Genomic DNA, 14,539 nt, shown 5'->3' with positions numbered 1-14,539 from the left:
ATAATTGTAAAATAACAAATAAATGTGTGGAAAGTGTGAAATTTCCCTTTCTTACTCAATTTACATATATAATGTACAACAAATAGAATTTGAGGTGTGTCAATTATGCTATTTCCTGATTTAGCGAATAAAATTGTACGAGAAGTACGCAGACTAATTACAGAAAATATTATTATCATTAATATAGAAGGCGTTATTATCGCAAGTACAGATACAGAAAGAATTGGTCAATTTCATGAAGGTGCACTCCGCTGCGCCAAACAAAAGAAAACCGTCATCATTACAAAAGAAGATGAAAGGCGATTGCAAGGTGTAAAGGCTGGGATGAATCTTCCTTTATTATTTCATGATGAAGTAATTGGTGTCATTGGGATTACAGGAGAACCTGAAAATATTTCACGCTACGGAGAAATATTGCGTAAGATGACCGAATTATTAATTCATGAAAACTACTTTTTAGAGCAACTAGAACTTGAGCACCGTTCTTATGAAGCTTTTGTCTTTGATTGGCTTCAAAATACAGAGTGGTCCCCGAGTTTTCTTGATCGCGCCAAAACACTTGGCATTGATTTATATAAGAAAAAACAACTTATTTTGTTTTCTATTGGCAAAAATGACACGATGCTCCAGCGTAAAATATGGCAACACATACGTAATATTTTAACAAAAGAGCATCTATTTGTTCGTTGGGGAAATGATCGTTTTATTTTATTTACAGCAACGAGCTCCAAAGAGCAAACTTATCAATTTTTAAAACGGTTAAAACACGACTGCGAAACTTTATTTTCTATTTCTTTATATATCGGGATTGGACAAACAGTTACCTCAAACAATATGAACATATGTTACGAACAAGCATTACGCGCTCTTTCTGTATCATTGGAAACGAAAAAAATTGTATTTAATGAAGATTTACGTTTAGAAATGTGTTTACAAGATATTTCTGCCGAAACGCGTGAACAATTTCTAGAGCGTACCATCGAAAACTTATTATCATTTCCTGAGCTTATGCATACTTTGCGCTTATTTATCGATTATAACCAATCTTATAAACAGACGGCTAAACAATTACATATACACATTAACACATTACATTACAGGCTAAAAAAGATTGAAGAACATACAGGACTTGATCCAAAACAATTCAAAGACTTAAACGTTTTATACTTCGCACTCCTCCTATTAGATGATCATACAAAAAAGAACGATAAAACAGATTAATCTTTAGATGATTATACATAGAAAGAATCCCTCGACTTTTTTATCATTATAATGAAAGCACTGTTACCACGTTGTTTATTATAACTAAACACGTTAACAGTTTGAGGGGGATTTCCAATGTTAGAAAAACAAATTATTCATTCATTCGTATCTATTGTTGGCGAAGATAATGTAGATACATCCAATATGGGGCGTTTAACTTATAGTTATGATGCCACTCCAAACTTCCAAGCAATGCCTGATGCAGTCATTGCTCCTCGTAATACAAATGAAGTAGCTGAAGTGTTAAAGGTATGTAACACTCACAAAATTCCTGTGTATGTGCGCGGGTCTGGAACAAATCTTTGCGCAGGAACATGTCCACTTGAAGGCGGTATCGTCCTTATTTTCCGCCATATGAACAATATTTTAGAAATTGATGAAGAAAACTTAACAATTACTGTACAAGCTGGTGTCATTACACTTGATATTATTAAAGCGGTAGAAGAAAAAGGTTTATTTTATCCACCAGATCCAAGCTCGATGAAAATTTCTACAATCGGCGGTAATATTAATGAAAACTCAGGTGGATTACGCGGTTTGAAATACGGCGTAACACGTGATTATGTAATGGGGCTTGAACTTGTCTTACCAAATGGCGATATTATTCGCACTGGTGGTAAATTAGCAAAAGATGTAGCTGGTTACGATTTAACTCGTTTATTTATCGGTTCTGAAGGAACACTTGGCGTGGTAACAGAAGCTATATTAAAACTTGTTCCTATGCCTGAAACAAAGAAAACAATGCTTGCACTATATGAAGATATTAATGAAGCTGCACGTGCTGTTTCTTCTATTATTGCAAATAAAATCATTCCAGCAACACTGGAGTTTTTAGACCAACCGACAATTGAAGTAGTAGAAGAGTTTGCGCAAATCGGTTTACCTACAGATGTAAAAGCAATTTTATTAATTGAACAAGACGGCCCTCCCGAAGTAGTCAATCGAGATATTGAAAACATGGCTAATGTTTGCCGCTCTATGAATGCAGTTGATGTTCGCATTGCAAAAGACGAAACAGAAGCAGATGCGCTTCGTACCGCTCGCCGTAGTGCTCTATCAGCGCTCGCACGATTAAAACCTACTACAATATTAGAAGATGCGACTGTACCACGTTCACAAATCGCTCCGATGGTTGAAGCTATTAATGCCATTGCAAAAAAATATAATATTCCTATTTGTACGTTTGGACACGCTGGTGATGGTAATTTACATCCAACTTGTATGACAGACGCTCGTAATGCAGAAGAAATGCACCGAGCTGAACAAGCTTTTGCTGAAATATTTGCGAAAGCAATTGAACTTGGTGGCACAATTACTGGTGAACATGGTGTTGGTGCAATGAAAGCTCCATATTTAGAAATGAAATTAGGTAAAGAAGGTATTGCAGCTATGCAAGGAATAAAGCAAGCTTTCGATCCAAATAACATTATGAATCCTGGAAAAATGTTCGCGAAAGACACTCGAAAAAGAGTGGTGGTTGAGCAATGACCACATTAAATAAAGAAAATATTCAAAAAGAATTTAAAGAACGATTAAGTGAAGATGAATTACTAAACTGTATGCGATGCGGTTTTTGTTTACCTACTTGTCCTACCTACATTCAATCCGGATATAAAGAGTCACATTCACCACGCGGACGTATCGCATTAATGAAAGCAGTCGTTGATGGTTTAATCGAACCAGATGAAGATGTTGAACATACATTAAACGTTTGTCTTGGTTGCCGTGCTTGTGAACCTGTTTGTCCATCTGGTGTAAATTATGGACATTTATTAGAAGAAGCTCGTGATATTATTAATCAAAATAAAAAATTCTCAGTGCCAGTAAAAGCTGTTCGAAAAGTCGTTTTTGAAGGATTATTCCCCCATCAAAATCGAATGAGAACATTAACTGGACTAATCGGATTTTATCAACGTTCTGGTTTACAAACGCTAACACATAAAACAGGGATTATGAAGTTATTCCCTGAAACACTTGCAACGATGGATCTCGTTTTACCAAAAGTCCCTAAAATGAAAGCCATGAAAGATCGTCCTTCATTTTTACCTGCAGAAAGTACAAAGAAAAAACAAGTTGCATTCTTCACAGGCTGCTTAATGGATACGATGTTTTTAGAAACAAATAACGCAACGATGAAACTTCTTCAATTAGCTGGTTGTGATATCGTTATTCCAAAAACACAAAGTTGCTGCGGTGCATTGCATGGACATGCTGGTGAAAAGAGTGGAGCAAAAGAATTAGCAAAGCGAAATATAAAAGCATTCGAAGATTTAAACATCGACTATATTATTACGAATGCAGGTGGTTGCGGGGCTTATCTCGTAGACTATGATTATCTTTTAAAAGATGATCCGGATTGGGCTGAACGTGCTAAGCAGTTTGTTTCTAAAATTAAAGATATTACTGCTATACTAGTAGAACTAGACTTCCATAAGCGAACTGACTTACGACTCACGCCGCAAGTTATTACGTATCAAGACTCTTGTCATTTACGCAATGTTATGCGCACATCTTCTGAACCTCGTATGTTACTAGAGGCTATCCAAGGTGCAACATATCGAGAAATGAAAGATGCCGACCGCTGCTGTGGCTCTGCTGGTATTTACAATATTGTTCATTCAGAGTTATCAATGGAATTTCTAGATTACAAAATGGACCGTGTGCATGAAACAGAAGCAGCAACCATTGTTACTGCAAATCCAGGTTGTTTATTACAAATGAAATTGGGTATTGAGCGAGAAGGGCTTTCTCATAAAATGAGAGGAATTCACATTGTGGATTTATTATTAGAAGCAATTGAAACTAACTCGTAATAACTCGTAACATACGTAATAATAGGAAAACGGCTATCTCCTTCGTCTATGTAAAGAGATAGCCGCTTTTTTGTCTGCTACAACATTAAAAATATGTTACTTTATTATAAAAAAGAACAACAGAAACATTACAGTTTTGTAAAAATCAATCCATTATATTCCTCAAAAAAACGTTCAAACCATTGATACAATAGGATTCTTCATTTTCTATTTAGGTAACTTTATCCAAAAACCCCCTCTTAAAACCAAGTATAAAAACACTATAAATTCCTTTTATACTCTATATTTCTCTTATTTTTGCTCCCTTCTTCTCTTAGGATAAATTAGGTAATTTTAAAGTCTATGAATTTTTTTCCATCTTTTTTCTCGCAAATTGTATGCTACGATGAATTTGTCAGTCAGACAGGCTGTCAAAAACAAATCGTGTGAAAACAAATTAAAACTTTATATAGGGGGACACACATCATGAAAAAGCGTGTTTTATTATCTGTAGCTGCTGCAACAGCTCTTACTTTAGGAGTATCTTCTCTAGATGCACAAGCTGCAACAGTACAACCATCTAACATAAAGGTTCAAAATATTCAGCATTCAAAAGTAATGATGAAACAAATGAGCCAACAAGAATTACAAGCATTCTTACAATCTATGGGAGTTGAATCGTTAGCACAATGGCAACAAGGAAACTTCCAACCAAACTGCTTCATTCCTGGTCAACAACCTACTGAAAATGTTGTAACTGAGCAACCAACAGCTAAGCCAGAAACTCAAAAGCCAGTTGAGCAAAAACCTGCCGAGCAAAAGCCTGCTGAAGAAGTTCAAAAACCAGAAACTCAAAAGCCTGCTGAAAACAACAATACTCAAAAACCTGCTGAACAAAAACCAGCTGAGCAAAAGCCTGCTGAAGAAGCAAAATCTTTAAGCGAGTTTGAACAACGTGTTGTTGAATTAACAAACGCTGAGCGTGCAAAACAAGGCTTACCAGCACTAAAAATCGATACTGAATTAAGCAAAGTAGCACGTATTAAGTCTGAAGATATGCAAAAAAACAACTACTTTGATCATAACAGCCCTACATACGGGTCTCCGTTTGACATGATGAAGAAATTTGGTATTTCTTATACATCTGCAGGTGAAAACATCGCTCAAGGTCAACGTACACCTGAAGAAGTAGTACAAGCTTGGATGAACAGCGCTGGACACCGTGCAAACATCTTAAATAACGGCTTCACTCACATCGGTGTTGGTTATGTAGAAAGCGGCAACTACTGGACACAACAATTTATTACGAAGTAAATAGATTAAAAGAGTCTTCTCATAATGAGAAGACTCTTTTTTAAGTTCCATAGCTTTCTATTATGTATGAATAGAAAATATATAACATAAACAACATAGATCCACAGCTTATTACACTAAGCAATACATAAAATCCCCACTCTAAGTTCAAAAACAATGAAAACAATATGCCACATGCCATCACTTGAAAAATCCGTCTACTCACTAAACAAATTTTTTGTAATTTAATTGGATCTTTTTCTTTTTCTTTGCCTTTTATTTTCTTAAATTCTTTACTCAGCATAAAAAGAAACATACTAATCCCAATCGTTAATCCTGTTTGAAAGGATATCAAATCCCCAAAATTAATAAAGAGGATAAGCGTATGAATAAACAACATAAATAACGTAATTTTCTTTATAAATCCGCCTATAATACCATGCTCTCTTTCATTAAACTTAAATATATTATGTGAAATAATATACAAAAATCCATATGAAAAAATAATAAAACAGGGAATAAATGCTACAACGACTTGTTTACTCATAAACTCGTTTGGCTGACCATTTACATTCCAATGTACTGCCATACGATTTGGTAAATAGGGATAGAGAAATAGAGTAAGTAAAAGACAAGCGAAAAATATTCCCAGTACATACTTATATTTAATCAAGTGATTCTCACCTCTCTTTTCTCTTAACGGCTTCGCTTCTTTTAGAGAAATCCCTGCAAAAATCTACTTTTTTCAAGTTAAAACTTATACTTTACGCATTTTCTTTTTGAAATTCTTTTATTTTATTATTTAACTTTGTAGGAAACGGCACATCAACTTCAATCGCTTCTTTCGTAATTGGATGCAAGAAATGTATCTTCATCGCATGCAATGCTTGACTGGACATATATTTTGTTTGTCCACCATATAATACATCCCCAACTAATGGATTACCATTATGACTCATATGAACACGAATTTGATGTGTTCTACCCGTTTCTAATTGTAACGTTACGAGAGTCGTGTTTTGCTTCTTAAAATACTTTTCTACTTTATAATATGTGATAGCTTGGTCACCTTTTGGAGAAATACGACGCCTTGTAGCATGATGGCGATCCCTTCCGATAGCAGCATCAATCTTTCCTTGTTTCTTCTTTACTTTCCCTTCAACGAGCGCTGCGTACGTTCTTTTAATTTTTCTTTCCATTAATAAGCGATCCATAATTGAACCAGCAATTCTATGCTTAGCAAACACGACACCACCTGTCGTATCTTTATCTAAACGATGAATATGACGCACCTTCGTCTCTAAACCTTGCATTTGAAAATGAAAAGCAACAAGATTTGCAAGCGTCCCGGTTCCACCTTTTTCAGCAGGGTGTGTGTCCATTTGCTCTGGTTTATTTACGATAAGTACGTGATCATCTTCGTATACTACATGTAATTCACCATATTCTGGATCTACACCGTACTCTTCCTCCGCAAACATATGGACTTGTAACTTATCGTTCTCTTTTAAAAGCTCATTCCATCTTCTTTGTTCCCCGTTAACCGTAACACCTTTTTCCATACGAAGCTGATGTAATAGCTTTTTCGGTATTTCCCATTCTACTTTTAATACCGATTCAATACTTATACCATTCCATTTAGCTGGAACGGTAATTTCACACCATTCACCCTTTTTCTTTGTTTCCATACTGTTTATCACCTTATTTCTATTGATTCTCTCATTGTAACGGAAAACACACTTTGATGCACCGTCAAAAATAGAGGACAGTCTTATAATAGACTGCCCCTCAAGCTCTAAGTCTTTTCATTTCTAACAATACTTCTTCAGCTTTTTGTTCATACGATAAATCCTTAAAGAAATCCGCCAACCTTTTATAATCATTGTAAGCATCTAATAAATCGTCCATCTTTTCTATTTTCATCACTTGTTGTTTTTGTTTCATTTTTACTGGATAGCGATAACCTGATACTTCTTGTATTTTGTAATACTCATCCTCTACTTGAACGACCTTTACAAGTTCTTCCTCTTCTGCATCCATCGTATACCCGTCAAATTCTCTAAGTAGTTCATAAATGATATGAGTCCATTCATCTTTTGGATAAAATCCTTTTTCTAACCGATAACCGACAATGCGATACATATGCCCATCGTTCTCGGCAAACTGTACTGTATCATTTAACTTAAACTTAAAATAACGAAACATTGCCTTCACCTACTTATTATGTAATGTTCTTATCACATACTATTTGCAAAATGTAGGCTTTGCTATTCATAAAAAATGCTCATCATATTGATGAGCATTTTTTACGATGATTTTTCTCGTTTTTTTCGAAATGGTAACCACCAGTTCCAGTCTCCAAATAACTTCATTAAGCTTGGTACGAGCATAAGACGAATAATTGTTGCATCAAGAAATATTGCTAATGCAACGCCAAGACCCATCTGCTTTACTGGTAAAATATCAGTAAATGCGAATGCACCAGTTACAACAATCATTATTAAAGCAGCTGATGTAATGATTCTACTTGTTGAAACGAGCCCTTCTAACGTTGCTTGATCGTTATCTCCTGTTTCTTCATAGAGCTCATGAATACGTGAAATAAGAAATACTTCATAATCCATACTAAGCCCAAATACGAGGCCAAAAATGAAGATTGGTAAGACAAACAGAACCGGACTTGCTTCTAAACCGAAATGACCACCTTCAAATAACCAAACAACAATTCCAATGGTTGCACTTAAACTAAGTATATTCATAACAATTGCCTTAATTGGAATGAGTATAGATCGGAATGCAAATAATAATATAACAAAGGTCGATCCAAATATAACAGACATACCAATTACAACTTTATCTTTAATTTCATCTTCTAATTCTTGTTGAAACGTCGTCATTCCGCCTAGATAATACGTAACATCCGTTTCTTTATAGTTCTTTTTAAAGTCACGTACCCACTGTTTTGCAGTCTCTGTACGTGGTTTTGTTTTCAAAAATATTTCTATCGTCGTCTTATTCCCTTGCGTGTATGCTTCAAATACAGGAGTTAGTTTCGCTGATTCTGGCGACTGCAACATTCCAACAACTTGATCTGCTTTCATTCCAGTTAACCCGTCGTATAAACTTCTTACTTCATGTACTTTCTTATCACCTTTTAACTTTTGAACGACTTCTTCTATCTTTTGTAGACTTTCTTTTTCTTTCATATCTTTTTTCGTCTCTACAACTAACGTAACATCAGCGTGTGTTTTGACAGTTTCATTAAATGCTTCTTCATACTTTTCATATGCAATCCTTGTATCACTCTTTTCAGGTAAAGCTTCAACACCAGGGAACTGCAAATTAGCTGTACGTAACGGTAATAAGCAAATAACAATAAATGTTGTAACAACAATAATCATTGCAATTGGATGTTTCATCACAAATTTTGCAAATTTACGCCATGCTTTTGCCGGCGTATGTGCTACTTGATTCTTTTTTAATATTCTTTTACCGATTAACGATAATAGTGCTGGAAGAAGTGTGAGTGAGAATAAAATACTCATAATGACAACAATCATTCCGCTAATCGCGACAGATTGAATATAATCTATCTTAAAGAAAAACAAACCGGATAACCCAACAAATACGCATAATCCTGAAAATACAATCGCACGTCCTGCCGTTTGATATGTAATTGCTATCGCTTCTTTTACCGTTCGTTTAGTAACTTCCTCTCGAAAACGGTTCACAAATAATAGCGCAAAATCAATAGATAATGCAAGTCCAATCATCGGTGCAACGTTTAACACGAAAATAGATAGTTCTTTATCAACACCGATGAAATACAATATACCCATCGTACTAATAACACTAAGCGCCCCATTCAAAATCGGTAAAATTGATGCCAAAAGACTACCAAACGAAAATAGTAATACAAGAAACGCAATTGGTAATCCAATCATCTCTGCTACTTTTAAATCATTTTGCGTTCTTTCATTAATCTCTTTATTAATTTTCGGAAACCCTGTAGGTGTTACTTTTAATGCTATATTACTTTCTTTCTCAATCTCATCAGCAAATTGTAATGTCTTTTCCATTCGTTCCTTATTTGTTTTCCCGGAAAATAAAATTGTCGCATAGCCGATGTCATCTTGTAGCATTTCTTTATTTTGGATTGGGTGATGGAAAGATTCATAGTTCTCTTTCTCTTGAACATTCTTTACAATTTCATTTATTCGCTTTTTAAATTCCTCATGCGAAGCATCTTTATTTTTCTCAAAAACGAGCAGCAGCGTATCTTGAGACTTCTTAAAATCTTTATCTAAAATTTCTTTCGTTTTTTGATAGTCGCCTTCGGTTTGGAAACCGTCACCACCTAATACTCCCGGTAGCTTTGGAGCAAAAATCCCAAGTGCGATTGCGAGCAACAGTAACGCTACAATTACTGTATAACGAAACTGATACAAAAAGGCTCCTAACTTCCCCCACTTATCAACTTTATGTACATTTGTCTTCACACATTTTCACCTACTTTACATAATTCAATTGTCACTTATACTGTATCACATCTTGATATAAACAAAAAACGTCTGGAAAAACTATAATAATAGTTTTTCCAGACGTTTTTCTATCTCTCTTTATTAAGCCCTAATCTCTCAGTAAGTAAACGATGGTAGTAAATCGCGATAATTAACAAAATACCACCTACGCAGTAACCAGCTAAAATATCAGTTGGGTAATGTACATTTAAAATGACTCTACTTAATCCAATCGATAGAATTACTATACCCATCAAAATCGTTGTGACACATTTCCCAGCTACGCTTTTCAAATTAGCAGCAATGATATAAGTAAGAAATCCAAATGTCATAATTGATAGCATTGCATGTCCACTAGGAAAACTATATCCAAGTGCATCTAGCGCTTCATTTAATGACGGACGTTCTCTCTTGACAATCTCTTTTATCCCTTTATTCACAAGATGTGTTATTAAAATTCCCATTGGATATACAATCATCGTAGCATAATAACGCTTCTTCCAAAAAACAAGCAAACTTATAACGAGCGTAGCGACTATCCCAATTGCTGATCCCAATTTTGTAAAGTACGAGAAAAATGTAAGAGAACTTTCCGTTTGTAGCCCTCTTACTAATCCACGGACATATGTATCCATCACTGTAACGCCACCTGCATGTACGCGCCAAGCAACAATACCAAATACAGCAAATAACAAACCGATACACATTACCTCATACTGATGTAACTTCTTCTTCAAACGATTTCCTCCTACTATGAAAAAATGCGATTTCTACTTTAGAAACCGCATTTCCTTGCTTATTTACCTTTTGTTTTTAGCTCTGTCCAGTAACGATCATAGTCTTTTAACTTATCGTCTACATCAACAAGCCATTCTGTACGATCTAACTCTTCTTTCGTTAAGAAAATCATGTGATTATCACGGTATTCTTTACTATGAAGAGGATGAGCTTTTTCATTTGGATTACTGTAACCAATTGACTCGTAGTTTTTCACACTTACTTTTTCATCTAGTAAGTAGTTCATAAATTTCTCAGCAAGCTCTTTATGTTTTGCACCTTTTGGAATTGCTAACGTATCAGCCCAAATTGTGCCGCCTTCTTTTGGTACAACATATTCTACATCTTTATTATCTTTTGCGATAAATGCTGCATCTCCAGACCAAACTGTTCCGATCCAAGCATCTTCTGTAATGAATTTTTGTTTAATGTTATCTGTATCAAATGCTAATAAGTTTGGAAGCAGCTTCTTTAAATCATCTGCTGCTGTCTTTAATTGTGCATCGTCTTTCGTACTGTTTGAGAACCCGTGCTTCTTAAGACCCACTCCTAATACTTCACGAGAATCGTTCAGTAACGTTACATGTCCTTTATATTTCTCATTCCATAAGTCCGCCCAGCTTGTAGGTGCTTCTTTCACATACTTTTTATTGTATGCAATCCCTGTTACACCCCAAGTGTACACTAAAGAATATTTATTCTCTGGATCAAACGCAGGTGTTTTAAAATTAGAAACCATATTTTCGATATTCGGGATATTCTTTTTATCTAACGGCGCTAATAAGTCCATTTTCGCCATTGTTTTAACCATGTAATCCGACGGCTGAATTAAGTCATACTTTGCGCCACCAGCTTGTAATTTCGCAAGCATTTCTTCATTACTTGCGTACTTGTCATAGTTAATTTTCACATTATACTTCTTTTCAAAATCTTTTAGCACTTGCTCATCAAAATTGTCAGCCCAACTATAAATATTTAATTCTTCTTTCTTTTCACCACAACCAGCAAGCACACCAGCAACAAGGCTAAAGCTAATTGCTGCGCCAGCTATTCTTTTCATTAATTTCATCGGTTTATTACCCCCTTGTACTTTCTATATCGTTCGTATTATAAAGGAAGGTGTCCTCCAGAGTTTTCTTCACCATCTGCACCTTTGTTTCGGAAGATTTCAGATAGAACCATTAATCCTACGATAGCAACAATTAAAATTGTAGAAAGAGCATTAATTTCTGGTGATACTCCGCGCTTAACCATACTGTAAATGTATAGTGGCAATGTTGTTGATCCTGGTCCTGATACGAAGAAACTAATTACAAAATCATCAATTGATAATGTGAATGTTAATAATGCTGCCGAAATAACTCCCGGTGCAATTGCTGGGAACGTTACATAACGAAACGTTTGCCAAGGCGTTGCTCCTAGATCATTTGCAGCTTCTTCTAAGTCACGTCCCATACTTGAAAGACGCGCAGCTAAAATAACAACAACAAACGAAATGCTAAATGTAATATGTGCAATAATAATCGTTGTTTGTCCAAGTTCCATTCCTAACTGACTGAAAAGAATTAGTAAAGATAATCCCATTAAAATATCAGGAATTAAAATTGGTAAATATACAAGGCCATTAATAGCCCCTTCGAAACGATATTTATAACGATGTAAAGCAATTGCAAAGAATACACCAAGTACCGTTGTCACAATCGTTGTTATAACTGCAATCGTAATACTATTTACAAATGCATCAATAACATCTTGTTTTTGAAATAAATCTGTATACCAATGGAATGTAAAACCTTCCCACTCCGCATTAATGCGAGAGTCGTTGAAAGAATAGACCATTAAAACCATCATTGGAAAATACAAGAATAACAAAATTAACCAAGAATAAGAAACTAAAAACTTCTTCATCTTTGCCTATTCCCCTCCGTTCTCATTATATTTATATACTTTCGTTGCACGATAATATAAGTAAATTAACAGAACAGAGAATAGAACAACGATAATCGATAACGCAGATCCAAACGGCCAGTCACGTGCACCTAAGAATTGATTTTGAATAACGTTTCCAATTAATGCTACTTTCGATCCGCCCATCACGTCTGATACAACAAACATTCCGATAGAAGAAACGAATACTAAAATAGAACCAGTCGCAATTCCTGACATCGTCATCGGCACTGTTATATTCCAAAATGCCTTTATTGGTGTTGCTCCTAAATCATAAGCCGCTTCTAGCTTACGCTTATCCAGCTGCTCAATTGCTGCATACACTGGTAAAATCATAAATGGTAATAAAGAATAGACCATTCCGAGTATTACAGAAGGAGTATTATATAATAAATTTAACGGTCCACTAATAATGCCAAGCTTTAATAACAACGTATTCACAAGACCTTGTGAACGTAAAATAACAATCCATGCGTATGAACGAACAAGAAAGTTAATCCAAAACGGGATCGTTGCCAATAATAAAAGAATAGAGCGGTATTTGCGGTCAACAATTGTAATTGTATACGCAAACGGATAACCAATTAATAAACATATTACTGTTGTAATAACTGCGATCTTAACAGTTTCCCATAACGTTCCTAAGTACAATGGATCAAATACACGGGATATATTCTCCAGCGTAAATTGCATTTCTACTGTCCCGTAAGCTCCGCGCTGCATGAAGGCGAATCCTAATACGAATACGAGCGGGATCAGGAAGAAAAGTAACAGCCACGCGACTGTAGGTAGTGCGAGTAATTTCCCTTTTTTCAATTTAAGGTCACCTCGTCCTCTTGCTCCCAGCCTACATATACATTATCCCCAATGCTCCACTGCGCTGCCTCTTCAGCAGTTTGATATGCCATTAATAATTCTGATGTTTTCTCATCACGTACATAAAGCTTCTCCATATTTCCGACAAACTCGATATCTTCAATATGTCCAAGATGGTATTCTTTTAAAATTGGTTCTTCAACCGAACGTACTTTTACATTTTCAGGGCGAATTGCTACATAGCCTTCCCCGTTTTTCACAATATTATTTTCACCGATGAATGTCGCTACGAACAATGTTTTCGGCTTATTATAAATTTCTTTCGGCGTTCCGATTTGTTCGATATGTCCTTTATTCATAACGACGATACGATCGCTCATGCTCATTGCTTCTTCTTGATCGTGCGTTACGTATATGAACGTAATTCCTAAATTACGTTGTAAGTTTTTCAATTCACGTTGCAAGTCTTTTCGTAACTTAAAGTCAAGCGCTCCAAGTGGCTCATCTAATAGTAATACACGCGGATTATTTACAATCGCTCTTGCAATTGCAACACGCTGCTGTTGTCCACCAGAAAGCTTCGCAGGTTTACGATTACGGAACTCAAGTAACTGCGTTAAACGCATTGCCTCTTCAGCACGCTCTTTCTGCTCTGCTGCTGATACTTTCTGCATTTTCATACCAAAACAAATATTCTTCTCTACTGTCATATGTGGGAATAGTGCGTAATGTTGGAACACTAGGTTCATATGACGCTTATATGGCGGCAAATCGTTAATTCTTTCATCATCTAATAAAAGATTCCCTTTAGTTGGAGTTTCAAATCCTGCGATCATACGAAGTAAAGTCGTTTTCCCGCAGCCACTCGGCCCTAAAATTGTTAAAAACTCTCCCTCTTTAATATCTAAAGAAAGAGGTGGGATAATCACTTGATTTCCAAAATGTTTTTCAACTGCTTCAACTTTAATAATCTTTTTCATTTTCCCGTCCTATCTACCTTAAATTTTAAATTTTTATATTCATGAATAAATATTTATGTTCTATAGACTATTTTTTGTTTCGATCCAAACAAAAATGGTTATTTAACAAGCGTTCGTTTCTATTCTTTATGTAGTATGTTTGATTCATTTT

13 protein-coding genes are annotated in these 14,539 nt (G+C 35.4%); 4 read left to right on the top strand and 9 right to left on the bottom strand.

Annotated features, from left to right (window positions below; translation table 11 throughout):
* The first annotated feature begins 105 nt into the window (after window positions 1-105).
* The 4 genes from MR112_RS00490 (at window position 106) to MR112_RS00475 (ending at window position 5,369) form a co-directional block, all read left to right on the top strand.
* Window positions 106-1,221 (top strand): CdaR family transcriptional regulator, encoded by a 1,116-nt coding sequence (locus tag MR112_RS00490; RefSeq protein ID WP_075677530.1) that lies wholly within the window; start codon window positions 106-108, stop codon window positions 1,219-1,221.
* Window positions 1,222-1,338: 117 nt separating this feature from the next.
* Window positions 1,339-2,751, top strand: coding sequence for a glycolate oxidase subunit GlcD (gene glcD, locus MR112_RS00485; protein ID WP_000890755.1), 1,413 nt, complete (start codon window positions 1,339-1,341; stop codon window positions 2,749-2,751).
* Window positions 2,748-4,076 (top strand): (Fe-S)-binding protein, encoded by a 1,329-nt coding sequence (locus MR112_RS00480; RefSeq protein WP_000209620.1) that lies wholly within the window; start codon window positions 2,748-2,750, stop codon window positions 4,074-4,076. Before glcD ends, MR112_RS00480 begins: the two co-directional genes overlap by 4 nt.
* 465 nt (window positions 4,077-4,541) lie before the next feature.
* On the top strand, window positions 4,542-5,369 hold the full coding sequence (locus tag MR112_RS00475; protein WP_048655970.1) for a CAP domain-containing protein: 828 nt from the start codon (window positions 4,542-4,544) through the stop codon (window positions 5,367-5,369).
* Between the two features lie 40 nt (window positions 5,370-5,409).
* On the opposite strand, the gene MR112_RS00470 is transcribed toward MR112_RS00475, so the two are convergent.
* The 9 genes from MR112_RS00470 to potA all read right to left on the bottom strand — a co-directional run bounded on the left by MR112_RS00470 (window position 5,410) and on the right by potA (window position 14,388).
* Window positions 5,410-6,021 (bottom strand): DUF1648 domain-containing protein, encoded by a 612-nt coding sequence (locus MR112_RS00470; RefSeq protein ID WP_071741062.1) that lies wholly within the window; start codon window positions 6,019-6,021, stop codon window positions 5,410-5,412.
* Between the two features lie 91 nt (window positions 6,022-6,112).
* On the bottom strand, window positions 6,113-7,036 hold the full coding sequence (locus MR112_RS00465) for an RluA family pseudouridine synthase (protein ID WP_000448351.1): 924 nt from the start codon (window positions 7,034-7,036) through the stop codon (window positions 6,113-6,115).
* 100 nt (window positions 7,037-7,136) lie between these two features.
* Window positions 7,137-7,553, bottom strand: a complete 417-nt coding sequence (locus tag MR112_RS00460) for a hypothetical protein (RefSeq protein WP_000490301.1) — start codon at window positions 7,551-7,553, stop codon at window positions 7,137-7,139.
* Between the two features lie 101 nt (window positions 7,554-7,654).
* Window positions 7,655-9,847, bottom strand: a complete 2,193-nt coding sequence (locus MR112_RS00455) for an MMPL family transporter (protein ID WP_071741060.1) — start codon at window positions 9,845-9,847, stop codon at window positions 7,655-7,657.
* Window positions 9,848-9,957: 110 nt separating this feature from the next.
* Complete coding sequence (locus MR112_RS00450; protein ID WP_242244713.1) at window positions 9,958-10,605, bottom strand: phosphatase PAP2 family protein; 648 nt, start codon at window positions 10,603-10,605, stop codon at window positions 9,958-9,960.
* 59 nt (window positions 10,606-10,664) lie between these two features.
* Window positions 10,665-11,714 carry a spermidine/putrescine ABC transporter substrate-binding protein PotD gene (gene potD, locus MR112_RS00445; protein WP_000772485.1) on the bottom strand — a complete coding sequence of 350 codons (1,050 nt, stop codon included), beginning with the start codon at window positions 11,712-11,714 and terminating at the stop codon, window positions 10,665-10,667.
* Window positions 11,715-11,752: 38 nt separating this feature from the next.
* On the bottom strand, window positions 11,753-12,553 hold the full coding sequence (potC, locus tag MR112_RS00440; RefSeq protein ID WP_000714192.1) for a spermidine/putrescine ABC transporter permease PotC: 801 nt from the start codon (window positions 12,551-12,553) through the stop codon (window positions 11,753-11,755).
* 6 nt (window positions 12,554-12,559) lie between these two features.
* Window positions 12,560-13,408: a spermidine/putrescine ABC transporter permease PotB gene (gene potB / locus MR112_RS00435; protein ID WP_242244712.1), complete on the bottom strand. Its 849-nt coding sequence runs from the start codon at window positions 13,406-13,408 to the stop codon at window positions 12,560-12,562.
* Entirely contained in the window at window positions 13,405-14,388 is a 984-nt protein-coding gene (gene potA, locus MR112_RS00430; protein ID WP_000720333.1) for a spermidine/putrescine ABC transporter ATP-binding protein PotA, read from the bottom strand. Before potA ends, potB begins: the two co-directional genes overlap by 4 nt.
* Window positions 14,389-14,539 lie beyond the last annotated feature (151 nt).

Source organism: Bacillus cereus group sp. BfR-BA-01330 (genome assembly GCF_022663885.1).
GTDB classification, from domain to species: Bacteria; Bacillota; Bacilli; order Bacillales; family Bacillaceae_G; genus Bacillus_A; species Bacillus_A cereus.
Note: the sequence above shows the minus strand (reverse complement) of the source record. Positions and strands in the feature narration are given on the sequence as shown.